Source organism: Acinetobacter sp. YH12134 (genome assembly GCF_013418555.1).
GTDB classification, from domain to species: Bacteria; Pseudomonadota; Gammaproteobacteria; order Pseudomonadales; family Moraxellaceae; genus Acinetobacter; species Acinetobacter indicus.
Genome location: NZ_VPBT01000001.1, coordinates 33,487 through 58,349 on the forward strand (window position 1 = coordinate 33,487; position 24,863 = coordinate 58,349).

18 protein-coding genes, 1 other RNA gene and 2 pseudogenes are annotated in these 24,863 nt (G+C 42.1%); 15 read left to right on the forward strand and 6 right to left on the reverse strand.

Going from position 1 to position 24,863, the window contains the following annotated elements:
- Nucleotides 1–31: 31 nt before the first annotated feature.
- Both thiO and hemB read right to left on the reverse strand, forming a co-directional pair.
- The gene (gene thiO, locus FTU69_RS00165) at nucleotides 32–1,156 is read right to left on the reverse strand and encodes a glycine oxidase ThiO (protein WP_180103298.1); all 1,125 of its coding nucleotides are present in this window, start codon (nucleotides 1,154–1,156) and stop codon (nucleotides 32–34) included.
- A 16-nt stretch (nucleotides 1,157–1,172) separates the two neighbouring features.
- Nucleotides 1,173–2,186 (reverse strand): porphobilinogen synthase, encoded by a 1,014-nt coding sequence (hemB, locus tag FTU69_RS00170; RefSeq protein ID WP_005179750.1) that lies wholly within the window; start codon nucleotides 2,184–2,186, stop codon nucleotides 1,173–1,175.
- A gap of 108 nt (nucleotides 2,187–2,294) precedes the next feature.
- Here hemB and FTU69_RS00175 point away from each other — a divergent pair, with 108 nt between their 5' ends.
- Nucleotides 2,295–2,792: a thioesterase family protein gene (locus FTU69_RS00175; protein ID WP_034597877.1), complete on the forward strand. Its 498-nt coding sequence runs from the start codon at nucleotides 2,295–2,297 to the stop codon at nucleotides 2,790–2,792.
- Nucleotides 2,793–2,912: 120 nt separating this feature from the next.
- Here the strand turns inward: FTU69_RS00175 and glpK are convergent, their stop codons facing one another.
- On the reverse strand, nucleotides 2,913–4,397 hold the full coding sequence (gene glpK / locus FTU69_RS00180) for a glycerol kinase GlpK (RefSeq protein WP_180103299.1): 1,485 nt from the start codon (nucleotides 4,395–4,397) through the stop codon (nucleotides 2,913–2,915).
- 132 nt (nucleotides 4,398–4,529) lie between these two features.
- On the opposite strand from glpK, the gene ssrA reads away from it, so the two are divergent.
- The 8 genes and pseudogenes from ssrA to FTU69_RS14735 all read left to right on the forward strand — a co-directional run.
- Nucleotides 4,530–4,889, forward strand: a transfer-messenger RNA (tmRNA) gene (gene ssrA, locus FTU69_RS00185).
- A 176-nt stretch (nucleotides 4,890–5,065) separates the two neighbouring features.
- Nucleotides 5,066–6,301 carry a tyrosine-type recombinase/integrase gene (locus tag FTU69_RS00190; RefSeq protein ID WP_168408130.1) on the forward strand — a complete coding sequence of 412 codons (1,236 nt, stop codon included), beginning with the start codon at nucleotides 5,066–5,068 and terminating at the stop codon, nucleotides 6,299–6,301.
- Nucleotides 6,301–7,116, forward strand: coding sequence for a hypothetical protein (locus tag FTU69_RS00195; RefSeq protein WP_168408000.1), 816 nt, complete (start codon nucleotides 6,301–6,303; stop codon nucleotides 7,114–7,116). The genes FTU69_RS00190 and FTU69_RS00195 overlap by 1 nt, the downstream gene beginning before the upstream one ends.
- Before the next feature lie 548 nt (nucleotides 7,117–7,664).
- Nucleotides 7,665–7,919, forward strand: coding sequence for a hypothetical protein (locus tag FTU69_RS00200; protein ID WP_168407999.1), 255 nt, complete (start codon nucleotides 7,665–7,667; stop codon nucleotides 7,917–7,919).
- Between the two features lie 73 nt (nucleotides 7,920–7,992).
- On the forward strand, nucleotides 7,993–9,144 hold the full coding sequence (locus FTU69_RS00205) for a hypothetical protein (protein ID WP_180103300.1): 1,152 nt from the start codon (nucleotides 7,993–7,995) through the stop codon (nucleotides 9,142–9,144).
- Nucleotides 9,145–9,574: 430 nt separating this feature from the next.
- The gene (locus tag FTU69_RS00210; protein WP_180103301.1) at nucleotides 9,575–11,350 is read left to right on the forward strand and encodes a site-specific DNA-methyltransferase; all 1,776 of its coding nucleotides are present in this window, start codon (nucleotides 9,575–9,577) and stop codon (nucleotides 11,348–11,350) included.
- 22 nt (nucleotides 11,351–11,372) lie between these two features.
- Nucleotides 11,373–14,057 carry a DEAD/DEAH box helicase family protein gene (locus FTU69_RS00215; RefSeq protein ID WP_180103302.1) on the forward strand — a complete coding sequence of 895 codons (2,685 nt, stop codon included), beginning with the start codon at nucleotides 11,373–11,375 and terminating at the stop codon, nucleotides 14,055–14,057.
- Nucleotides 14,058–14,576: 519 nt separating this feature from the next.
- Nucleotides 14,577–14,681: pseudogene (locus tag FTU69_RS14735) on the forward strand (hypothetical protein); the annotation flags it as partial.
- Nucleotides 14,682–14,917: 236 nt separating this feature from the next.
- Here the strand turns inward: FTU69_RS14735 and FTU69_RS00220 are convergent.
- Nucleotides 14,918–16,156 (reverse strand): annotated as a pseudogene (locus FTU69_RS00220) (IS256 family transposase).
- Nucleotides 16,157–16,346: 190 nt separating this feature from the next.
- Between FTU69_RS00220 and FTU69_RS00225 the strand changes: the two are divergent.
- Nucleotides 16,347–16,457, forward strand: coding sequence for a hypothetical protein (locus FTU69_RS00225; RefSeq protein WP_005179737.1), 111 nt, complete (start codon nucleotides 16,347–16,349; stop codon nucleotides 16,455–16,457).
- A 139-nt stretch (nucleotides 16,458–16,596) separates the two neighbouring features.
- Here FTU69_RS00225 and tehB read toward each other — a convergent pair whose 3' ends face one another.
- Complete coding sequence (gene tehB / locus FTU69_RS00230) at nucleotides 16,597–17,463, reverse strand: SAM-dependent methyltransferase TehB (protein WP_180103303.1); 867 nt, start codon at nucleotides 17,461–17,463, stop codon at nucleotides 16,597–16,599.
- A gap of 576 nt (nucleotides 17,464–18,039) precedes the next feature.
- Between tehB and pgaB the strand changes: the two genes are divergently transcribed.
- Genes pgaB through pgaD form a run of 3 tightly spaced genes read left to right on the forward strand, consistent with a single transcriptional unit; the run spans nucleotide 18,040 to nucleotide 21,713 of the window.
- Nucleotides 18,040–19,965 carry a poly-beta-1,6-N-acetyl-D-glucosamine N-deacetylase PgaB gene (gene pgaB, locus FTU69_RS00235; RefSeq protein ID WP_257223567.1) on the forward strand — a complete coding sequence of 642 codons (1,926 nt, stop codon included), beginning with the start codon at nucleotides 18,040–18,042 and terminating at the stop codon, nucleotides 19,963–19,965.
- Nucleotides 19,966–19,983: 18 nt separating this feature from the next.
- On the forward strand, nucleotides 19,984–21,243 hold the full coding sequence (pgaC, locus tag FTU69_RS00240) for a poly-beta-1,6-N-acetyl-D-glucosamine synthase (protein WP_180103305.1): 1,260 nt from the start codon (nucleotides 19,984–19,986) through the stop codon (nucleotides 21,241–21,243).
- 32 nt (nucleotides 21,244–21,275) lie between these two features.
- Entirely contained in the window at nucleotides 21,276–21,713 is a 438-nt protein-coding gene (gene pgaD, locus FTU69_RS00245; protein ID WP_160242884.1) for a poly-beta-1,6-N-acetyl-D-glucosamine biosynthesis protein PgaD, read from the forward strand.
- Nucleotides 21,714–21,810: 97 nt separating this feature from the next.
- Here the strand turns inward: pgaD and FTU69_RS00250 are convergent, their stop codons facing one another.
- The gene (locus FTU69_RS00250) at nucleotides 21,811–22,008 is read right to left on the reverse strand and encodes a hypothetical protein (RefSeq protein WP_104472677.1); all 198 of its coding nucleotides are present in this window, start codon (nucleotides 22,006–22,008) and stop codon (nucleotides 21,811–21,813) included.
- Nucleotides 22,009–22,383: 375 nt separating this feature from the next.
- Between FTU69_RS00250 and sbmA the strand changes: the two genes are divergently transcribed.
- Both sbmA and FTU69_RS00260 read left to right on the forward strand, forming a co-directional pair.
- Nucleotides 22,384–23,580 carry a peptide antibiotic transporter SbmA gene (gene sbmA, locus FTU69_RS00255; protein ID WP_104488369.1) on the forward strand — a complete coding sequence of 399 codons (1,197 nt, stop codon included), beginning with the start codon at nucleotides 22,384–22,386 and terminating at the stop codon, nucleotides 23,578–23,580.
- A gap of 230 nt (nucleotides 23,581–23,810) precedes the next feature.
- Nucleotides 23,811–24,776, forward strand: a complete 966-nt coding sequence (locus FTU69_RS00260) for a hypothetical protein (protein WP_075168129.1) — start codon at nucleotides 23,811–23,813, stop codon at nucleotides 24,774–24,776.
- Nucleotides 24,777–24,863 lie beyond the last annotated feature (87 nt).

Genomic DNA, 24,863 nt, shown 5'->3' on the forward strand with positions numbered 1-24,863 from the left:
CCTCATCTCGGGTAGGGGAATTGTTCCAATCTTAACTGGCCAGTGCAGCATGCTGTAAACGGGCCGGACTATAAGCCTCCGGAGATACATCTGGGGTCTGGCCCAATAGCAGTTGACGCAGCAAACGCGCAGAGGCTGGTGCCATACATAAGCCATTGCGGAAATGGCCAAAATTGGCCCATAGATTGTCAAACGCTGGCATCAAGCCAATATAGGGAATACCGCCGTCTGGTGAGCCCGGGCGTAAACCGGCCCATTGCTTGATAATAGGCAGGTCTTTTAAGGCTGGCACCATGGCATAGCTGGCCTCCAGAATATTGGCCGTGGTATCGGCATTCAAACGGGTATCAAAGCCCTGTTCTGCCATACTGGAACCACAGACAATATGGCCGTCCTGACGCGGAATCAGATACATGACTTGATTCATGCACATGGTGGGCAGCCAGTTTTCAGGAGTTTTGAATAGCACCATCTGTCCATGTACCGGACGTACCGGAATCTGTACATCAAGCTGCTCGGCCCAGCGCGCTGACCAGGCGCCGGTGGTCAAGACATAGTCATCGGCCTGATAACGCTGTCCGGTCTGATCAACAATGGCGCATACTTGCTGACCGTGCAGTTCTAGGCGTTCAATCGGGCAGTGTTCAAACAGCTGCACCCGTGGATGCTGCTTTAAATAGCACAGAATTGACTGTAATAAACGCGGATTACGCACATTGGCCAGCTGCGGGAAATAGATGGCCTGCTGGAACTGTGCGGAAATATGCGGATTCAGCTGATGCAGTTCGGCGCTGTGCAGATGCTTTGCCTGCTGCATGGGTTGCTGAAATTGCTCGGCGAAATTCAGGCCAATGTCAAAATCGCTTTCATCAAAAATCAGCATGCCGGTTTCATGGATCTGAAAATCAATACCGGTGTCAGGCTGAAGTTTAGCATTCCAGCGCAGATATTCAGTCTTGGCCGATTGCGCCAGCACATTCACCGCTGCCGGATAACGCCACGGATACATTGGAGAGAGAATACCACCACCGGCCCAGGAGGCCGCCTGTCCGGATTGCTGCTGATCAAAAATACTGACCGAGCAGCCCTGTTCCAATAGCTCCAGCGCTGACATCAGTCCACTAATGCCGGCGCCAATCATGGCAATGTGCTTCATTGCAGTGGCAATATCCTTATTTCATGTCTTTGAGTTTGAGTGCGGCTTCTTCTGCAAAGTAGGTCCAAATGCCATCGGCACCGGCACGGCGGCAGCTCATCAGCGATTCAATGATCACGCTGTCGGATAACCAGCCATTTTGAATGGCAGCAGCCAGCATCGCGTATTCGCCACTGACCTGATAGACAAAAGTCGGCACAGCAAAGGTATCTTTGACTTCACGGACAATATCCAGATACGGCATACCCGGTTTGACAATCACCATGTCGGCGCCTTCCTGAATATCCAGCGCGATTTCATGCAGCGCTTCTGCACGGTTGCCAATATCCATCTGGTAATTGTATTTATTGCCGCCTTTTAAATTGCTGGCCGAGCCGACGGCATCCCGGAACGGGCCATAAAAGCTGGAAGCATATTTGGCCGAGTAAGCCATGATGTTGGTATAGATATGACCTTGTGCTTCCAGTGCCTGACGGATAGCACCAATACGGCCATCCATCATGTCACTTGGTGCCACCACATCGGCACCGGCTTCGGCATGGCTTAAGCATTGCTTGATTAAGGCTGCTACGGTTTCATCATTCAGCACATAACCGCTGTCATCAATAATGCCGTCCTGACCATGAGTGGTGTACGGATCGAGGGCGCCGTCGGTAATCAGCACCATCTCCGGGAGTTCTTTTTTCAGTAAACGGACCGTGCTTTGTACCAGGCCATCTTCGCGCCAGGCAGCTTCGGCGGTCAGGCTTTTATCTTCTTGTGGGGTGACCGGAAACAGCGCCAGTTTAGACACACCCAGTTCCAGCAGGCGTTCGGCTTTTTTCAGCAGCAGATCGGCCGACAGGCGCTGAATGTTGGGCATGCTTGGAATATCTTGGGTCTGGTTCTGACCGGGTAAAACAAATACTGGATAAATGAGATGATCAACCGTGAGCTGGGTTTCTCGCACCATGGCACGTAGCTGGTCATTTTTACGGATACGACGCATACGAGTGGCAGGAAATGCGGGACGATTGAACGTATAAGTCATAACAATCTCACTGATCAGTATTAAACTAGGCAATATTGTAGACCCATAAACAGGATTGTGGGGCAAAATACATGCGTTTTTTCTCAATTTAAGGTAATTGGCCAATTTATGAGCGATATGGCAAAAAAGTGGACCGGAGGCATTCATTTGGGTTCGAAAGTAGATATTGATGTCGTCTTACAGCAATTGTGTCAGGCCTTTAACAGTTCACCATTTTTTAAGCATAACGGTATGCAGATGCGCGTGGTGGATCAGCAGATTGAAGCCTATATCGAGATGCAGCCGCAGCTGATTGGCAATGTGGCTTTCCAGATTTTACATGGTGGGGTGGCTGCGACAATTCTGGACAGTGTGGGCGGGATTGTGGCGATGGGCGAGCTGTATAAGCGCACCGAGCCGGAGCAGTTGCCTGATACCATCAAGAAAGTGACCCGATTGGCCACGGTGGATATGCGGGTGGATTATCTGGCGCCGGGGCGAGGCAAATATTTTACGGCCCGTGCTGAAACCCTGCGTTTGGGCCGTAAAGGCTGTACCATGCGCATGACTCTGGTCAATGATGAACATAAAGCCATTGCCACCGCAATTGCGTCTTATGCTTATTAATCCAAATGGATTGATTGGCAGATAAAAAAACAGGCTCAATCGGGCCTGTTTTTTATTTGGATCAGTCGCGGTGAATAGCGTAAAAATCAAGCTTGAGCGATTTCGCGGGGCGTGTGCCGTTTAAAGATCGGAACGGGCACGTTTTAGCGCCTGTTGCCATTTTTGCAAATGTGCCTGACGCTGATCTTCTCCCATACCGGGTTCAAATGCGCGTTCCAGCTGCCAGTTATCGGCAATATCACTTAAGCTGTTAAACACCCCGGATTTAAGCCCGGCCATTGCCGCTGCGCCCCAGGCGGTGGATTCTCGCATTTGCGGCCTTAACACTGGCACATTGAGCAGATCGGCCTGAAACTGCATTAGCATATCATTACAGCTGGCGCCGCCATCGACCCGTAATTCTTTGAGCGGTTGCTGAATATCTGACTGCATCGCGCTGAGAACATCGGCCACCTGAAAGGCAATTGCTTCAAGTGCTGCCCGGGCGATATGGGCTTTATGAGTGCCACGCGACATACCGCAGAGCAGGGCACGCGCATTACTGTCCCAGTGCGGCGCACCTAGACCGGTAAAGGCCGGCACCAGCACCACGCCATCGGTAGCGCTGACCTGACTGGCCAGCTGTTCGACCTCGGCACTCTGTTGAATGATGCCCAAACCATCGCGTAGCCATTGCACAATCGCACCGGCCATAAACACACTGCCTTCAAGCGCATAATGGGTCTGATTCTGACATTGCCAGGCCAGGGTACTGAGCAGTTTGTTCTGGCTGTATTGCAGTGTCGAACCGGTATTAAACAGCATAAAGCAGCCGGTGCCATAGGTGTTTTTGGCCATGCCCGGCTCAAAACAGGATTGGCCGAACAGGGCTGATTGCTGATCGCCCAGAATGCCGCTGATTGGAATTCGGGCGCCGAGTAAGCCGGCTGCGGTATCGGCCACATAATGATCGGAACTGATAATTTTCGGTAAGACCGAAGCGGGAATCTGAAAAAGTTGTAGCAGTTCTTCATCCCAGCTTTGGGTTTGTAAATTCATGAGCATGGTGCGTGAGGCATTGCTGACTTCAATTACATGCTCGGCGCCTTGGGTCAGGTTCCAGATTAGCCAGCTATCGACGGTACCAAAGGCAACATGCCCCTGCGCTGCCAGTTCGGCCAGACCGGGAATATGCTTAAGCAACCAGACCAGCTTGCCGGCACTAAAATAAGGGTCAATTAGTAATCCGGTGGTCTGCTGTATTTTTTGTTGCAGTCCCTGTTGCAGCAGCTGATTACACCAGTCGGCTGCGCGCCGGTCTTGCCAGATGATGGCCGGAGCCAAGGGCTGGCCATTGCGTTTGTCCCAGACGATGGTGGTTTCCCGCTGGTTAGTGAGGCCAATGGCATGAATATCTTTGGCCAGAATCCGTGCGGATGCCAGTGCCTGTTGCACCACGGCCATCTGGCTGCTCCAGATTTCCTGGGCATCTTGTTCCACCCAGCCGGATTGCGGGGTGTTGATTTGGGTTTCGCGTTGCGCGCTGGCCTGAACCTGTCCATGTTCATTAAAAATAATCGCGCGACTTGAGGTCGTGCCCTGATCCAGGGCGAGTAAATAAGTCATAATTTATACTGTTATCTGACTTGAAATTTAAAATATTAGCGCAATTATGTTATTAAGCGCATATCTTGCGGTGAATAGTTGTGAAATGATCTCGTAATTTTCAACTTTTATGCTATGATGGCGCTGTAGTCTGGGGGTGTTATTGGCTTCGACGCTGATGATGAAACTCATAGATGCATGCCGAGAGCGCATTTTCTCTCGTAAATCAAATTTGCATTTAAATAGTCGCAAACGACGAAACTTACGCTCTAGCTGCCTAAGGGCCGCTTGTCCGCTTCACTGAATACTTGTGGTCAGTGAACCCGACCGAAGCGAACGCACACAAGTCCGTATAGAGCCAAGCCTCGGGGCTTTATACCAAACTTAGAGGATCGCACTTTGAACCCTGTTCGTCGGGTCTTAAAGTGTTAAAACAATAGACGATATCTAAGCATGTAGTATTCTCGAGCGTAGTGTTGGCGGACGCGGGTTCAACTCCCGCCACCTCCACCAAATACCTAACTTGATATGACTGAATATGATGTCATATAAAGTAAAAAGGCTTAAATCTAAAGGGTTTAAGCCTTTTTTTATGCCTGTATATAACTGAACTTAACTGAGTATATGAACTTGTATCATGTATCACATCGTGTATCATTAATAAATAATTGAAACCACTGTGATACATGATGAAGCGTTCAGATATTAAAAAGCGTCCTTTGTCAGATACCGTCTTGGAAAATCTGAAACCTGAAGATAAGGATTATCGAGAATTAGATGGCAATGGGCTGTATTTTTTTGTTCAAAAGAATGGAAATAAATCTTGGCAATTAAGATATAAGAAGCCTGATGGTAAATGGTCTTGGGTCGGCTTAGGTGGTTATCCTGCTATAAAAGGAAAGCTTGCTCGTAAGAAAGCTAAAGAATTATTAGATGATATTGGCAACGGCGAAAATCCTATTGTTAGCAAACAAGAACGGAAAATTAAAGAACTCGAAACAAATAATGCCACATTTGAAGCCTTAGCTCGTGAATGGCTAGATACCAAGCAAACGCAATGGGTAGTCGATACTATGACACGTAATAAAGGTGCGTTGGAGAAACATATTTTTCCAATGTTCGGAAAACGGTTATTTGTTTCTATCCGACCGATTGAATGGATGGAGTATCTAAAGCGCATTCAGCTTGAACAAAAGATTTATGAGCAAGTTAAGCGTATGTGTGCAATGTGTCGTGATATTTATGACTATGCAAAAGTCACTGGGCGCATTGACTACAATCCATTAGAAGGAATGCAGAAATACCTTATTCAAGGTAAAAAAGAAAATATGGCTCATGTGTCGGAAAATGAATTGCCTGCACTTCTTCGAGCTATCAACAATTATCCTACATTGGATAGCCGTATTGGTTTGCAACTTTTAGCTATGTTGTTTTGTAGACCGAGTGAATTACGTGAAGCTAAGTGGGAAGAGTTTGATTTAGAAAATGCGCTTTGGACTATTCCTGACTTTCGTATGAAAAAGCGCCGTGAGCATACGATACCTTTGCCGAAACAGGCGATTCAATTGCTTAAAGAGCTTAAGAGTATTCATTCTGAGTCAGATTTTCTTTTCCCGAGTCGATCAGATAAGAATAAGCCAAAGTCTGATACAGTTTTCATTATGGCATTACGCCGTCTTGGATATGAGGGGCGTCAGACCCCTCATGGATTCCGACATATCGCTAGTACGCTTTTAAACAACCGTGGCTTTGATGAAAGACACATTGAGTCTGCTTTAGCGCACGTCAAAGATGGTGTGGCGGGTGTATATAACAAAGCCCAATATTTGGAAGATCGTGCACGTTTGATGCAATGGTATGCCGACTATCTTGAAGAGTTGGCGGATATGAAAGTCATTCAGTTTAAAAAGGTGAGTTCTTCGTAATGTTCTTAGGTGTAAATGAAGCAATTAAAGTCCTTAAAGAGGTAACTGGTCAAAATTGTAATGAAATTACATTGTTGCATTATATATGGAATGGTTATTTGGACTTATGTATATCTATAGAAGAAACTCAAGAGATTGATATAGTGTCTGTTGGTTATTACGGTTATGAATGTGATGATGAATGGTTTGTCTATAATTTAGAAAAAAGCTGTGACGATATATTTGTAGTTAAAATTGATGATTTAAAAGCTTCCGAGTTACTTAGTATCTTTGAAAATGAAAATTTAAAGATAAAAATTACTTCGGTATATAAAGCAGATTCTAAAAATATTGAACGTGCCTTTTTGAGCAGAAAAGCTGAAAGTTCAATGTCTACGGTTATCAAAGAATTTTATGAAAATACACCTGATACATTGATTGATGTTTGTGAAATAAATGAAAGCTTAGGTTTAGGTCAATATTTTAAAAAACATCACTTCTCTTTAGATGAAGATCAAATTAGGAATTTGAGATCATATAAAACATCAACTCCAAAAAATGCAGGTCGTGATAAAAAACAGCAAAGGCAAGATATTATAAAGGAACTAGTATTAGGTTTAGCTAAAAGAAACTACATTAGAGATAAGACACTAACAAATGAACGGCTGGCTATGATCACGATGGAATGTTTAGAAAATAATATTGATAAATTAAAAGCTAGAAAAGAAAAGTTGAATATACAAGGTGAAATTGTATTGCCTAAACGAGATACAGTCCGTAGATGGAAAGAATTAAGTGAGTTAATGGACGAGATAAATCCAAATAGAATTAAATAAAACTCTGTGTCATCACGTGTCAAGTGACACGTGATGTTCTATACGAAGCAAAAATAAAAATTAACAATAGATCCATCGAAACAAGCATGGAGTCATTAAATGCTTTCCCAAGAAATCCCACCTCTTCAACTTTCATATAACAAAGTTTGTGAAATGCTTGATATCTCTAGAGATACATTAAGAGTGCTAATGCGTCGAGATCCATGCTTCCCACGCCCGTTGAAGCAAGGAAGTAGTCGCCAGTCTCCAGTCTTCTTTTCATACTCAGAGTTAATTGAGTGGCATGAGCAAAGAAAGGTGCAATCGTGAATTATCAAAATACATGGTTCACAAGACCACAAGCTTCACAGTATTTAGCCGAAAAGTTGCCATTCAAAACAGAGAAACAGTGGTATTCATTTTTGGCAAATAATCGGACTTCAAAAGAAGTTTATAAACTACGGTTCGAGCTAAGAAATGGAAAAATTACTTATACCCAATTGACACTTGATGCCTTCATTCGGGCATCAACTACGCACACAAAACATTAAGTCCTAAAGGAGATAATCATGGACATGCAAAAACACGTAGCAACAAAGATTGCTTTGACTGTACTTGATAAAATTAGAGCAACAGATCATTGGCAAGATCTTAATTTGGAAATTAATTGGGAGGAGTTAGAGCACTTAATTCCTGAGCCGAACTTTGATGAATTGATGACGGGATCTCTTAAAGATAGTGAATCATTTAATCGTCTGTTAGATAAGTTAAACGAGGATGTGGATGCGGAAATTAAAAGGCTTGAGAGTTCTTTAATTGATTAATTTAAGGAATATTGATGGCGAAACGGTTCAATGGATTGAACCGTTTTTTTATCCCAAAAATAGGTTGTGCATTATGTTGAATTTGAAAGTTGGTGATGAATATCAGGCTTTGATGAATCGGTTGTCTCAAATTGATGAAGAGAAACTTACCGCTACGGATTTTTATGCCAAGTTAAATGAAATTCAGTTTGAGCTGAATTTATTAAAAGCAAGGTCTGACCGATGTGAAGAATTGAGTCGTGAGAGTGGATTTAGTTTCCATGTGGGTGATGTAGTGTCATTCGATACATGGGGAGCTTTAGAGCAAAGATATGCAGAAAATGCTAAACAAGCTGATGAGTTAGAAACAAAGATCTATTCCAATATTAATAGCTACAATTTTAAGGCTATGAATATTAAGATCAGAGCGAGAGTGGATTTTTTAGATCTTTATTTTGAAATTACAAAACCTTCTACTCGACATGATATTAAAAAGTTTTTAACTGAGAAAACTGGGATTAGACATTACATCAAAGAAAGCTTGAATGGCTATGTGATTCGTATGCATGACATGAATTCGCTTAAGCTGTTAAATGAACGTCTGAGATGTTTAGATCATTTTGGGTTACTTCAGCAGAGTATGAAAATTTTAGAGTTAGAGGTCGCTTTAGACTTCTACGGATATAAGCATCTAGGGCTTGCTACGGCGCTTTTAAAGTCCTTGAGACTTCCTAGTACTACAAATAATTTCAGGGTCTTTAAAACGCAAACAGGCGTATTTGTCCCGATTCCTGTTAATCCGATTGTGCTCCATAGAAAGTTAAAAGATGGTTTCAATATTGGCATCAATCATAGATTAGCTGATGAGTATTGGCATATATACCAAAAGCAGACTGATCAAAATGGTACGCCGTTGAAAGAAAGTGAATGGAGAATTCGTGCGGAGAAGAATATTAAAAAGCCTGTACTCTCACGGATGAATAACTCATTTTCAAACATCAGACAATTGTTGTTGGAGAGCTTTAAAGGGCTTAGATTTACACATCTAAAAGCAGAAGCATCGAGTCATCAAGTGTGTGTCTATATGAACAAAATTGATGTCTATGGGATGGAGAAAGAAGCATATTTGGATTCACAACGGAATTGGAGAAAGTTGACTCCTGATATAGAAATGAATGCCGAATTGAACAGAATGGTGGTGAATGCAGTTTGTAACTTGGCTAAGAACTTTAAGCATTACTCGTAAGATTGCTGTAGTTAATTTATAGCTACAAGAACGCCGTAGCCTTGTAATGGTAAGGTTCACGGCGCTTTGTATGAAATGATTCTGCCTAATAACTTATATATGCTTTATTGGGTTATTAGACAGAGATTACTTAACAATTGCTTAACCTAGACTTACCCTAAATTGGGATAGAAAGAGCGAAGTCTTAGAAAAATCGGGAAAGAGTGTATGGAGACCATTCATAAAAAATGAATATTTTTCAAGGTTCTTATACTTTGTCACAAAACAAAAGCTGAACAAACTGTGTCATTTTTTAGCGAATAAAAATTATTTCTTTTACAGATACTCAATAAGATTTTTCTGTCAGCTATAATCCGTATAACTTTAACTTTTTCCTGTCTGTATTCAGTTGAATCAGGCGGTTTATGAAATTTTATTTGGATTGTGAAAAATGCCTACCTTATCTTGGCTTGGTAAAAAGAAAATTGTGAATCATCATCTTGATGTTCCGTTTCATGTACTCGATAAAAAGTATAAATTTGAATCAACAGTTAAAAATGAAAATAATTCATCGGGTAACCGAATTATTCATGGTGATAATTTAGCGGTTTTAAAAAGTTTACTTCCTGAATTTGAAGGAAAAGTAGATTGTATCTATATTGACCCTCCTTACAATACGGGTAATGAAAAATGGGTCTATAATGACAACGTAAATGATCCAAGAATTAAAAAATGGCTAAACACAGTTGTTGGAAAAGAAGGAGATGATCTAAGTCGTCATGATAAATGGCTATGTATGATGTATCCACGGTTAAAACTTTTAAAAAAATTACTTGCAAAAGATGGAGTGATTTTTATTAGTATTGATGATAATGAGTTATTAAATTTAAAATTTATTTGCGATGAAATTTTTGGTGCTAAAAACTTTATTGCTAATCTCATTTGGAATACAGAAGGAAATACAGATAATCAATTTGAGATAAAAGTGAACCATGAATACGTTTTAATGTATGTGGCAGATTCTAATTATAAGAGTGATGCAATAGGAAATGTGATTGATCCAAATACCCGAGAGGATAGTAATTTGTGGAAAGGATTTGCAGACAATAACATTAATAAAAATAACCCTGCAAATCCACCTGCAATTTTTTTGATTCCAAAGGGATTTCCTGCCGTTGTTGATACATTGGAATACAAAGCAAAAAAATTAGATGCCACATTTTTTGAAATTACGAGCTTTGAAAAGAAAATTTCAGACTCAGTGAAAATAAAATATGATATTGAAAAATCTTCTGGTCTTCCTGTAAAAATAGATGATCTAATAATAAAAGATGGGAAGGTTGTAAAAGATTGTAGAGTATATGGCGGATTTGCAAATAGAAAAAAACTTGATCTATTTGTGAAAAATGATTTTAAACCAATCATGGATGATTCGGGGGAGCTCATAGAGTTTTATATAAATGCCAATTCAGCTATTAGGTATAGAAAAATAGTTGAACAACCAAGCAATATTTTATCTGTTTTAAGAGGATTTGGAACGACAGAAAGAATGAGAGGAGAGCTTAAGAGAATGGGCTTAGAATTTACATATCCTAAACCTATAGAGTTTATTAGTTATCTTCTTCAAATTGCTACTCAGCATAAAAAAAATGCATTAATTTTGGATAGTTTTGCTGGTAGTGCGACTACTGCTCATGCTGTTTTAAAGTTAAATAATGAGGATAGTGGTAACCGACGTTTTATCCTTAGTGAAATGATGGACTATGCAGAAACTATCACTGCTGAACGTATACGTCGAGTGATGAACGGTTATGGTGAGGGCAAAACGAAAATTGATGGCTTGGGCGGTTCATTTGAATTTTTTGAGCTTGGCGAACCATTATTTTTAGAAAATGAGTTATTAAATGAGTCTATAGGTATTGAGCGTATTCGGCAGTATGTGTCATACAGTGAAAGAATTCCTTTAGAGCAACAACTTCCAATTGAAAATAATATTTCTCCATCAGCATTGGGAGTAAATGAACAAACTTTATGGTTATTTAACTATGATGAAAATGCGGTAACGAGTTTGGATTTGGACTTTCTAGGTAGTTTAAATTTACGGGAACTTAAGCAACGCCCAAGCCAATATGTAATTTACGCAGATAAATGCGTATTAGAAACTAAATTTATGCAAGATCATGGTATTACGTTTAAACGTATTCCACGTGACATTTTACGCTTCTAATCGTTGATAAAGGAAATATGTTGTGAATTTAAATAGTTATCAACGAAAAGTTATTCAAGACCTAGAAAACTATCTAGATCATCTTAAACAAAATAACGGCAATATGATTGCCGCTTTTAGTAGCTATTGGCGTGAATCAGGCATTACAGGGGTAACCTATACTAACCATATTGCTAAATGTCCGCATGTTTGTTTTAAAGTACCTACAGCGGGTGGTAAGACATTTATTGCTGTAAATGCTATCGCACCTCTTTTTGATTTTATGCAAAGCTATATCAGCGATAAATCCAAACTAGTGCTGTGGTTAGTTCCTTCTTTATCTATCTTGCAACAAACAGCCAAAGCTTTAAAAGATCCAAGTCATCCATATCATCTACATCTGAAAAGTTTATTCAATGGTCGGATCAATGTGTTTGAACGTGAAGAAGTCATTTCAGGCGCTGGATTTAACCGAGATAGCGTACAAGGCTCTTTAAATATCATTGTTATGAGTTTCGATGCTCTTAAATCAACAAATAAAGATAATCGTCGTGCTTTCAAAGAAAACGGTGCTTTAGCAAGTTTTACAGAGTTTCAAGATACTTCAGATGATTTAAGTGAATTTGATAGCACATCATTAATTAATACATTACGGCGCATGCGCCCTATTGTAATTGTCGATGAAAGCCATAATGCAAATACAAAGCTTTCAACTGACATGCTGAATAATCTGAATCCAAGTTTTGTATTAGATTTAACTGCGACCCCAAAAGAAAATAGTAATGTTATTAGCTATGTTAACGCTACTGCTTTAGTTAAAGAGGACATGGTTAAATTACCTGTCATTGTCTATAACAAGGAAGATGAGCAATCTGTCTTTGTAGAAGCTAAAGTTTTACGGGATCGTTTAGAGCAAAGAGCTATTCAACAGTATAACAATGGCGGTGACTACGTACGACCAATTGTATTACTACAGGCTGAGTCTAAAACAAATGAAGACTCGACGGATTATGAAAAAGTCCGTCAAACTTTAATTGATTTAGATATTCCAGAAGATCAAATCAAAATTAAGACAGCAAATATTGATGAGCTAAAAGGAATAGATTTATTAAGCTCAGATTGTGAAGTACGGTATATCATTACAATCAATGCATTAAAAGAAGGATGGGATTGTTCTTTCGCTTATATTCTTGCGACATTCGCAAATAAAAGTTCAGAAACGGATGTAACCCAATTATTAGGACGTGTATTACGTAAACCTTTTGCAAGGAAACAGAAGGAAATTCCTTTAGAGTGTAGCTACGTTATTACAGCCTCGAAAAAATTCAATTCAACGTTAGAACAACTCTCAAGCAGTCTTGAAATGATTGGCTTCGGGCGTAAAGATATTAAAGCACCTGCTGATGAAATTGAAGTGATTGATAATCGAGGTCAAAGTGAAAATTCAACATTTGAATTAGCACCTCAAGAAAATATAAGTACTATCAATCTAGTAGTTAAAAGTGAATTAGATCAAGGCAATATTCAGCCGAATGAAACTGAAAATAATGTGGCGATAACGGAGAATACGGATAGTTTTACTCAAATCACTGACCTTGTTACCACATATCAAAACGAAGCTAAAAAACAAGATTTAGAAGAAATAAATCGCCAAGAAGTTGAACAACAAGATGGCGTAAAGAATGGAACAATCAAAATGAATGATTACAAGATGAAGGATGAATTTAAGAAAGATGTTTTAAGTCTTCAACTCCCTCAGTTTGTAATTAAAGTTCAAAATAATGGATTCTTTGATAGTGGTGAAGACCATAATGAGCCACTAAAGAGAGCCTTTTTGTTAAAGGATTTTAAATTAGCTAATCAGGACTCAAATATTAGCATTGAAAATATTGAGAATGATATTTGGCAGTTGAATGTTGATGAAACCGAAAACGGTAATGATAGCACTTTGGTTGTTAGTCGTTTAAAGCAAAAAGACATTCAAGACTTAATACAACAAGTTGCCCAAATGACAGATACAAGCCAAATTAATCAAATAGAAAGTTCTATTTTTAATAGTTTTGCAAAAAAAACTTTCTATCCAGTTGATGATACGGATCTAAGATCCTATATAAGGAAAATTGCTACGAGTTGGACTAGAGAGCAACGTATTTCATCAATTAAAAACTTACCTAAAGTTGCATCTTTGTTTAAAGCAAAAATTGATAGTTTGATGAATAGCTTCGCTTCTGAACAATTTAAATTTTTTGTGAGTAGCTCTCAAATAAAAGCTCAACCTTCATTTAAATTATCTCCTAAGTTATCTATCCCTTCAGTTCTACCACTAACTTATGAATATCAACTTTATGAGAAGGAGGCTGAAGCAAATAGCTTAGAAAAAAGCTTCATAGCGGAATTGGTTGGATTAAACAATATTTATTGGTGGCATCGTAATTTAAATAGAGGAAAAGGTTTTGCGATAAATGGTTATTTAAATAATCATTACCCTGACTTTATTATTATGACTAAGAGCAAACATATCATCCTGCTAGAAACAAAAGGTAATATGCTAGATGGATCGGACTCAAAGTATAAACTTCAGTTAGGCAATACTTGGGCAAATCTATCAAATTCAATGACTCCTTCATCTGATTACCGATTTAAGTATTTTATGGTTTTTGAAAAACAAACAGATCTAGAGAATGCTTATACCTTTAATCAGATATTGACGGTAATTAGAAATCTTTAAACAAGTAGGCGTGAAGGATAGTTGAACTAAACATTGATAATGGTCGGAATAGATAAAATTATTTGTTTTGTATCACTATATGTATCACATGATTTTATTTAACTTAAAAAACCAATATAAATCATGTGATTATGATTTTAGTTCAATTGACGCCACCACCAGAATTTATTTTATAAATCAGCCACTTATGTAAGTGTCTTTTTTATTTGCCACATTTTTGCCACATTTTTATTTCAACAAGTAGAAATATCAGTGGCCTTATGCTGTGTGTGCCACGCTTAATTTTGCAATTTCTTGCTTGTTCTTATCCCCATGCAGCGGCTACTGGTATACATTTGCCAAAGAAAATTCACGTCAATATTTTAAACAGGGAGATATCTTTCCTGATTTTAAAAGTGATTGGGGGATTGTATTCTGGCAGTTTGATGGTGAAGAATAATAGAATGTACGACCGCTCTTTTAAGAGGAGATTTTTATTTCTTATTAATTTGATTTAAAAAAAACAATAAATTAGACCGTCATGAAAAATGTAAAGGACTAGATAAACCAAAGTGTACACGGACAGTGACTGCATACGATATTAAGTTAGAGTTTGTTTTACCTAATGAGGTGTTGGAGCGATAAGATAATGTTCATATCGGTGAATGATCAATAAATAGATTGGCAAAAATGATTGAGCTTGGACATAAAAGATACAAGTTTGTTTAGAGATAAAAAGCATAATAGAAGATTACAATCGACATATAAGCCCTATAAATTGAATCCGCGTACCATGCTTTTATAAAGCAGAATAAAAATTGCAACTCTATTTTAGAGTGATGGAGCCTGTAAATAATTTTGTGTAATTGCTTTTCATCAATTTAAAGGTGATTGCTTAAGCGGTCACCGAATTCAATAATAAAGCGGCTCATGGCTAAACGCCAGTCGCGAATCGCGCATATTCCACTTTTTAGATGCTGCATCAATTGCCAGGTAAATCACTTTACGTACAGAATCATCCGTTGGAAAGACTTTACGTTTTTTGATCGCTTGGCGTATTACGCTGTTTAATGACTCGATTGCGTTGGTAGTGTAGATGGCTTTGCGTATCTCGGCTGGATAAGCAAAGAAGGTATTCAGATTCTCCCAGTGCGTACGCCAGCTTTTGCTGATCTGTGGGTACTTGTCATCCCATGTTTGGGCAAATTGATCCAGGGCCATCAAGGCTGCCTCTTCAGTGGGTGATTGATAAACGGCTTTTAAATCCTGAGTGACCGCCTTGTAATCTTTCCATGACACGTATTTCAAGCTGTTGCGCAGCATGTGGATAATGCACAGCTGGATATGGGTTTGCGGGTATACGCTGTTAATGGCGTCAGGAAAGCCTTTTAGTCCTGAGAAGCACTGCTTCGCAAGGCAGGGATCAGAATATCCTGCAACCCTCGGTTTTTAAGCTCAGTCAGGACATTCAGCCAGAACTTGGCACCTTCATTCTCAGCCATCCACATGCCGAGCAGTTCTTTGTGTCCATCAAGATTAATGCCTAAGGCAAGGAATACAGCCTTGTTGATGACACTGCCATTATGACGGACTTTAACCACAATACAGTCCATATAAACGATGGGATAGATCACATCCAGCGGACGGTTTTGCCATTCAGCAACCTGCTCATTGACGGCATCCTCACAGCAGTGCTGTTCGCCTTGGAAATGAGTGTTGGAGATACATCGGCATCGTACATTTCCTTGAAGGTAGCAACGATTTCACGGGTGGTCATGCCTTTGGCATAAAGGGATAGAATCTGGCTATCCATTTGCGTGATACGGGTCTGATTTTTTCTTAATCAACTGAGGTTCGAAAGTGCCATCACGATCACGTGGTGTGGTGATCTCAATCTCCCCATCATCGCTAAGTACAGTCTTACTAGAATAACCATTGCGTGAATTTGAGCCAGATTTACGGGCATTTTTTTCATGTCCGAGATGTTCGGTAAGTTCGGCATTAAGAGCCGTTTCAACAGTGAGTTTGGTCAACAATCGGGTGAATTGGTTGAGATCGTCTTCTGTTTTGATTCCTTTAGTAAATTCTGCTGCAAGGTCTTTTAGTTGTTGTTCGTTCATCATATTGCCTGACTCCGTTGTGAATATTAACATAGCAAATTCAGGCAATTACACAATTTAATTTACAGTCTCGAGTGATGAGTAATTGCACTTCTGGATTTTTTTAGTCAGCACGATAAACTCCAATTTCTTTTTAAAAATCCTCAAATTGGGGTAAGATGTGACAACAGATTCTACCGTTGAGATCACAATGAGCTTTTTAAAAAAGAAAAATAGCGCGAGTTTTGTCTTCTTTATTATTACGCTGTACTCATTGATTGGTTTTGGTCTAGGCTATGTGATCTGGGAATATCTGCTGTAACGTTTTCTTAGTCGCTTTATCCAATAATTATTGAATCATCAGCAAGTTATTAAACTTGCTGACTATCACTGTTTTGTATTCTTCCTCTAAAGCCGACCCTCATCCAGACGATCAGCTTTTATATGTAAGGATAAATTTTTTACGCTGTTTTCTGTGCCAATAATGTCGCAAAGCGCTGCTGAATACGCTTGCCCTGTTCATCCACACGGTGCAGTTCACCCACATTTTCATTATATTTCAGCAAAGTCCAGCCCTCATAATAAGCCTTTAACTCACCGGCTTTAAAGCTAAAAGGGAAGTCCGGTTGAACCGGATAATCTTCACTATCCATCGCGCAAACAATCAGGTTAAGGCCGCCAGCTTTGGTGGCCTGCTGCATCTGCCGAATTAGAGTCGGGATGGTGTCGGGTTGTAAAAACATCATCACCACCGTGCAATACACAAAATCGTATTGACCCTGAATCTGTGGATTAATATTTAAATCCCGTAGCGTGGTATGAATGCTCTGAATCTGTTCCTGCTGAATAATCTCGTTCAGGCGCTCCAGACTTTGGGCATTGACATCCCAGGCATCGACCTGAAAACCGTGCTGACTTAAAAACAGCGCATTACGACCACTGCCACAGCCAACATCCAGCGCCGTGTTGCCCTGTAAAGATGGCTGTGCGGCCAGAATTTCTGAATGGGTCGGGGTCAGTTTATATTTTTTGGCAAAGTAGTCATTGGCTGTGCAGTAGAAGCTGAGCTGACATTCAATATCGGCACTGGCTGAAACAATCTTGTGCCACACCTGCGGTTCAAGCATGGGCGGTTGCTGCTCCGGGCTAAACAGATGTTCAGACAACAGCATGCCTGCTTCATCGAGCAAGGCAAAACGCAATTCACCTTTTAAAACCTTCAGTTGGGCCCAAGTGCCGGCTTTGGTATTGTGCTGGCGTAAAAAGCCGGGCGGGATAGTGTCTTGTGTCCAGATCGGCAGCTGTTTATAGCATACGAGCGTTTGCATCTTTTCTCCATGTGCACTTGGGGCAAATGTCATTAAACCCTAAGCCTGCACAATATGCCAGAGAGGGGAGGGTAAAGGGCATGATTTCATCGGCCCACTTCCAATCATCTAGATGGCTCAATCCATACTATTTCAGCCATGAAGATTCAGCTCAAAATGATCTCCACATTTCCATTTTTGCAGATGGATTAGCGTTTTGAAAAATGCTTCAGTATCAAATAGTGAGAATTTAAAAGTGAAAACCAGGTCACATTTTGGGCTTGGAAAAGCCTATACACTTTAGAAAATTATCAACTGACCCGTTGGCGGGTGGCTAAAAAATAAGTAAAACTAAGTGAATGATATAAAATGATAAATATTTTATTGCTTTATTTTGAAAGCAAGGGCAAAAAGCAAAAAAACGGGATTAATTAACAAATGTATACACAAATAATAATAAAATAATGGTTGAATCTGCGCAATTGCTCGAATGTAGCATCGTATCTTCTTGTCTGTACCATGAATTCCGCGCGCCTTATGTCTCCTCTATTTCAGTTTATTAAAGCGGTCCAGATTTTTGTTTTCTTTCTTTGTAGTATGCTTATGGGTTGGGCACAGGCGGGAAATGAAATGAAAAACTTGACGATCCTTGCCTACCACGAAGTCACTTCTGAACCACAACCGTTAATGCCTGAATATGCGATTGAGCCTAAACAATTGCAGCAGCATCTGGACTGGCTGGTACAAAATGGCTTTCAGTTTATTGGCAGTCAGCAACTGTTAGAGGCACAGCAACACAACAAGGCGCTACCGGAAAAATCAGTCTTGCTCAGTTTTGATGATGGCTATCAAAGTTTTTATCAGCATGTCTATCCTGTTTTAAAACAGCGGAATATTCCGGCCGTGTTGTCGGTGGTTGGGCGCTGGTTAGAACCAGCAGAACAGCAACAGGTTAATTTTGGCGGGCAACTGGTGTCACGCCAGCATTTTTTAAGCTGGGCACAGTTAAAAGAATTACAGGCCAGCGGTCTGGTGGAAATTGCCAGCCACAGTTATGACCTGCATAAAGGCATTGTGGCCAATCCGCAGGGCAATGAATTGCCGGCCACCGTAGCACGTGCCTATTTTCCGCAGCAGCAGCGTTATGAAGATGACAACGCTTATCAAAAACGCATTCAGCAGGACTTAAAGGCCAATCAGCGTCTGTTGCAAAAACATGGTCTGAAAGCACCAAAAATTATGGTCTGGCCCTATGGTCGCTATAACTTGCATACGGTAAAAATTGCTGAAAAACTGAAGATGCCAATCAGCCTGACGCTGGATGATGCCGAGAATCAACCTGTAAACAGTTTTTCCCGATTGCCGCGAATCTTGATTCAAAAACACATGGATGCAGTGCTGCTGGCCCAAGAAATCCAGAAACATCAGCAGCAGCGCACGGACAATGACCGTCCGCAAAAGATCATGCATGTCGATATTGACTATATTTATGATCCGGACCCGCAGCAGCAGGAACGTAATTTAGGCTTATTACTGGACCGGATTCAGCAGATTGGCGTCAATACCGTATATTTGCAGGCATTCTCTGATCCGGATGGCAATGGCTCGGCCGATCTGGTCTATTTCCCGAACCGTTATATTCCAATGCGTGCCGACCTGTTTAACCGTGTGGCCTGGCAAATCCAGACCCGGACTCAGGTACGTCGTGTCTATGCCTGGATGCCGGTATTTGCCTGGGAATTACCCGCCTCGAATCCGGTGGCCAAAGATCTGGTGCAAACCGAGCAGCCACATAGCGGCAAGCATCTGAACATGGGCTATCACCGTTTAAGCCCATTTTCGCCGCGCGCCCGCAACACCATTAAAGGCATTTATGAAGATCTGGCCAAATCGGCGCAGTTCAACGGTATTATTTTCCATGATGATGCCACCTTGTCCGATTATGAAGATGCCAGCAGCTGGGCTAAAAAGGCCTACCAGCAGCAGGGCTTAGCCACCGATCTGGCACAACTGCGTGCTGATGATGCCGCCTTACAGAAATGGACAGCTTATAAAGTCAAAGTAATTGATGATTTTGCCATGGAACTGGCCGATACCGTGCGACAGTATCAGCCTTATTTGCAGACCTCGCGTAACCTGTATGCGCAGGTGGCACTATCGGCCTATTCAGAAAACTGGTATGCCCAGTCGCTGGAACAGTCGCTAAACCGTTATGACTTCACCGCGATTATGGCCATGCCATATATGGAACAGGTCGATGATCCGGCGCAGTTTTATCAGCAGCTATTGAGTCGGGTGCAGCAATATCCGCAAGGGCTGCGTAAAACGGTGTTTGAATTGCAGGCCGTCGATTGGCGTAATGGTAATAAAATTCCATCTGCGGAAATTGCGGAAACAATTCAGAAACTCTATCAGACCGGTGTGAAGCACATTGCCTATTATCCGGATGATCCAATCCAGAATCATCCTGATCCGGCTGTGCTGCGTCAAGCTTTCCAGTCTCTGCCCGCATCTGCACCGTAACCGGCTAGAGGAACAACCATGTTGCAAGAACTCTGGCAATCGGTGCTGAACTTTGTGTTTTATTATCCGCTATTCATGTCCTATTTATGGATGATGGGCGCGCTGATTTTCTATGTCAAAGAACGCAAAGATCCGGCCTTTACCCAGCCACCGGCTTTACAGGGATATCCTTTGGTGGCGGTGCTCATTCCGTGTTTTAACGAAGGCGATAATGCCGAGGAAACCATCACCCAGGCACTGGCATTAAAGTATCCCAACTTTGAAGTCATCGCGATTAATGATGGCAGCTCGGACAATACTGGCGAGGTACTGAACCGTCTGGCGGCCCAGCATCCACGGTTAAGGGTGGTGCATCTGGCGGAAAATCAGGGCAAGGCCATGGGCCTGCAAGCCGGCAGTCTGGTCACCGATGCCGAATACCTGCTTGGAATTGATGGTGATGCCTTGCTCGATCCGCATGCCGCCAGCTGGATGTTACGCCATTTCCAGCGTGATCCGGCGGTGGCCGCCGTTACGGGCAATCCGCGAATTCGCAATCGCTCGACCTTATTGGGCCGGGTCCAGGTCGGAGAATTCTCCTCGATTATTGGCATGATTAAACGTGCCCAGCGCACCTATGGCCGTATTTTTACTGTTTCCGGCGCGATTACCGCCTTTCGTAAAAGCGCGGTACATCAGGTCGGTTACTGGTCGCACGATATGCTGACCGAAGATATTGATATTTCCTGGAAACTGCAGCGTGCCGGCTGGAAAATTGAATTTGAACCGAATGCACTGGCGTGGGTACTGATGCCGGAAACCCTGCAAGGCTTATGGAAACAGCGTTTGCGCTGGGCCATGGGTGGGGCGCAGGTGTTAAATAAAAATATTGATGTAATTTTTAAGCCCAAGCTGAATTATTTGTGGCCGCTGATTCTGGAAATGATGCTGACTCTGGTCTGGTCATATCTGCTGCTGTTGCTGTGTCTGCTCTGGATGTTAAGTTTCTGCCTGCCTATTTTACCGTTGCCGGAACTGCAATCGCCGTTTCTACCGCAAGGGGTGGGTATTGTGCTGGGCGCGACCTGTTTGTTCCAGTTTATGGTCAGCAAATGGATGGACAGCCGCTATGAAAAAAATCTGGCCAAAAACTATTTCTGGATGATCTGGTATCCGTTCATGTTCTGGCTGATTACCGTATCGGCCAGTATTGTGGCGTTTCCGAAAATGCTGCTGCGTGGGGAAGGGAAACGTGCACGCTGGATCAGTCCCGATCGTGGAATTAAACGTGACAGCTAACTGTCGCGATGTGATGTGTTGAGAGTAAAGTTGTGAAAGCCAATACTTTAATTATTGATTATCGCTATGAATTGCCGTGGCAAAAGCGCTATGCCTCGAACGTGTGTACCGCCGGCTTATGGCTGACCTGGGGCTTGTTGTGGCAGCCAGTTTTAAGCAGTCTGGGCTTGCTGGATTTGGAACGGGATGCACTGATTCAGCAAGTGGCCCAGTTGATGCTAAGTATTCTGCAAAATGGTTTTAGTGCGCTGGTGGCTTGTGGCTTGAGTTTATGGCTGTGGACCAACTATATTCCGGCGCACTCCATCCAGACCATGCAACCGGCACCGCTAAACCAGTTTGCCGAGCATTTTCAGCTGGAACCGGTCATGTTAACGCAATCCCGTCAGGCTAAAATTGTCACGGTCTATCATGATCAGGAGGGCAAGATTGTCGATTTACAGGCACATTCCCAGCACAATGCATCTTAAAGGTCGGTTGTAATTCGGCTGCTCTGGTTTTATATCTGCAAAAAAGCAGCCTGAAACGCTGCCTGAATGGAGATAAGAATCGCGCTTGGAATGAGGATTAAAGCTTGCGCCACACTTTGTTTTCATCTTGAAATGAAATGGTGAAATTAAATTCCGTGCCGGCCGTGACCAGATACGCTGTTGGCGTGGTCATCAGGACTTTTAAGATAGTGCCTGTCTCAAAATGGATAGGTGGGCAGTTCTCTTTCTCAAGTACCAGAGGCTGAATAAGCTCAACAGCTTTCACTTCCATCATGATTTCCCTCAAAAATGTATTGTGTATCACATATTTATTTTAGCATTGTCTGGTCGGGAATATGGGTTTTATTCGTCAGATTATAAATAAGTGATTGATATCTTAAAAAATAAAGTTAAATTCTTAGTATAAAAATTGGTATTTTAAACTCTTGATTTTTCATTATTTTACTGAAAATAGTCAGGGTGATTTTCGGGGTTTTATATCGCTTTAAATACCGGTTAGTGGAAAAATCGGTACTGAAAAGTACATGCGCTGTCCGGGAAATCTTGTATATTGCTCATGTTGAAGTCATCGCGTGGCGCATTGCACGCTGCAATGTTATAAACGCTGCTTTTCAACGTCTTGAAAAGAATAAAGGAAATAGAACACTGCATGTTTAAGTCATTTTTTCCACATCCGAAATGGTTTTTTAGTTCGCTGTTACTCTGGTTCGTTCTTAATCTGGTGCTGTGGTATTCTGGTGGACAAGGCTGGGGCACCATCATCGGTTTGCCCGAAGGCTATCATGAAGCAGAACTCCCGATTGGGGTCAGCCGTTTCTGGTCACCGGCATTTCTCTGGTTCTATCTCTGGTATTTTCTGACCACAGCCATTTTTGCAATTTTCTGGCGGATTCAATCGGATAATCCCTGGCAGCGCTGGTCGGTGTGGGGCTCATCTTTCATTCTGTTTAATATCTGGTTCTGGGTGCAGGTGAGCGTGGTTATTAACGCCTGGTACAGCCCATTTTACGACCTGATCCAGCAAATGCTGAGCAATGGCGGCGGTGATGTGAATAACCTCTATGCCGAGATCATGACCTTTTTGTATGTGGCGATTGTGGCGGTCACGGTTTCGGTATTTAACCTGTTCTTTGTCAGCCACTATGTGTTTCGCTGGCGAACGGCGATGAATAATTATTACACTGCCTACTGGGACCGGTTACGTCATATTGAAGGGGCATCGCAGCGTATTCAGGAAGATACCATGCGCTTTGCCCGTACCACCGAAGGTCTGGGCGTCAGTCTGATTGAAGCACTCATTACCCTGATTGCCTTTTTACCGGTTTTGGTGACGCTATCGAGCCATGTGAAAACCCTGCCAATTCTGGGTGAAATTCCTTATGCGCTGGTGTGGGCGGCAATTGGTTGGGCGGTGTTTGGTACCGTGCTGCTGATGGTGGTCGGTTATAAACTGCCGGGACTAGAATTTAATAACCAGAAGGTGGAAGCGGCTTATCGTAAAGAACTGGTCTATGGTGAAGATCATGCCGAGCGTGCCGATCCGCTGACTTTGAAAGAGCTGTTTAGCAAGGTTCGTCTGAATTATTTCCGCCTGTATTTCCATTATGCCTATTTTAACCTGGTGCGAATCTGGTACATGCAGCTGGACAATATTTACGGTCTGTTTGTGCTGTTCCCGAGTATTGCTGCGGGAGCAATTACCCTCGGCCTGATGATGCAGATTGGCAATGTGTTTGGTAAGGTGCGTGAATCGTTCCAGTATTTAATTGCCTCCTGGCCCACCATTATTGAACTGCTGTCGATTTATAAACGTTTAAAAGCCTTTGAATCGACCCTGGATGATTAAGTCATTCCCAACTGACCCGCTGTTAAGGCGGGTTTTTTAATGATCGGATGAAAGTGTTAAGGCGTTCAGGTTTCGTTGTTAAAACTCTGGATATTTTGCATTTATCAGATGATAGTGCGGGGCAGTAGTAATAAATAAACGAGAAATATCAAGTAAAATCAATTGGCTAGATTTGTTATTTGCGCCTATTTGAGCTATGTTTTGAGTGGGGAAAAATAGAGAATAAAGACGTGAATGTCAAAACCTTCATGATGTTGGCTGGGGTCGGTGTCGTCTTTTCGGGCTGTGTCAGTGTAGAGAGTTTTAGTCCAGATGCCTTGAAGCACTTTGCTTCGCCACAAGAGCTGATTGCGAAAAAAAACCTGAATCAGGCCAATGGTTCAGCCAAAGCCTATGTGTATGACTGGGGACCGCAGCGTAAAGCGCTGGCGGCAGAATCGCTGATTCCGCGCAAATATATGGGCAGCTATTGTCAGTCGCAGCAAGGCCATTTAAAACTGGCCTATAAAAGTACGATGTCGATGCTGAAAAACAGTTGGTCCAAAAAACTGTTGGCGACTTATCGTGATGTTAATCAGGGCATTGGTGCCTATCGCTGTGTCAGAAAAAATGGCCCGGACTGGATTGTTTCAATTGAGCCGGTCAGCGAGCGTAAACGCGATGGCCAGGGTGAAGTCCGCATTGTGCATTTACTTACTCAAGTCATGACGGAAGATGAAGCACGGCGTTTTTATCGTTCGGCATCTTCCAGCAGCAAGAAGGCTAATACGAATACCAATCGGAATAATAAAAACACTAAAGCTGTTGCCAAAGAGCCCGAACCAAAAGAAACACCGGAACTTCCAGCCGAGAAAACCCCGGCACCCGTAAAAGCGGCGCCTGTGGTGGCTGCGACCCCACAACAGCAGCAGATGAAATATTATGTCGCTGCACGCCGTGATTTAAACAGCGGCCGCAATGAGTTAAATGCCTGTAACAGCGCACAGCGGGCCTATAATTATGGCCGGTTGCAGGGCACCAATGCGCGGAATGTCTATGCTGAATCGGGGATTTTGCTGGCGCGTTGCTTAAGCGCTGTGCCGAGTTTTAGTAACCGTTTTTCCCAGCCCAAAGCCCGGGCCAAACGGATTTTGCAGGAGCTGGCCAACCAGCATAATCATGCCGGTGCCAAGCGTATGCTCAGGCAAATGAAATAGTCAGTATAAGTAACAAGGAGAAGCACATCACTTCTCCTTTTTTTATGCGCGTTACACAGTCATAACAGGTGAGATTGCTGCTTGCAT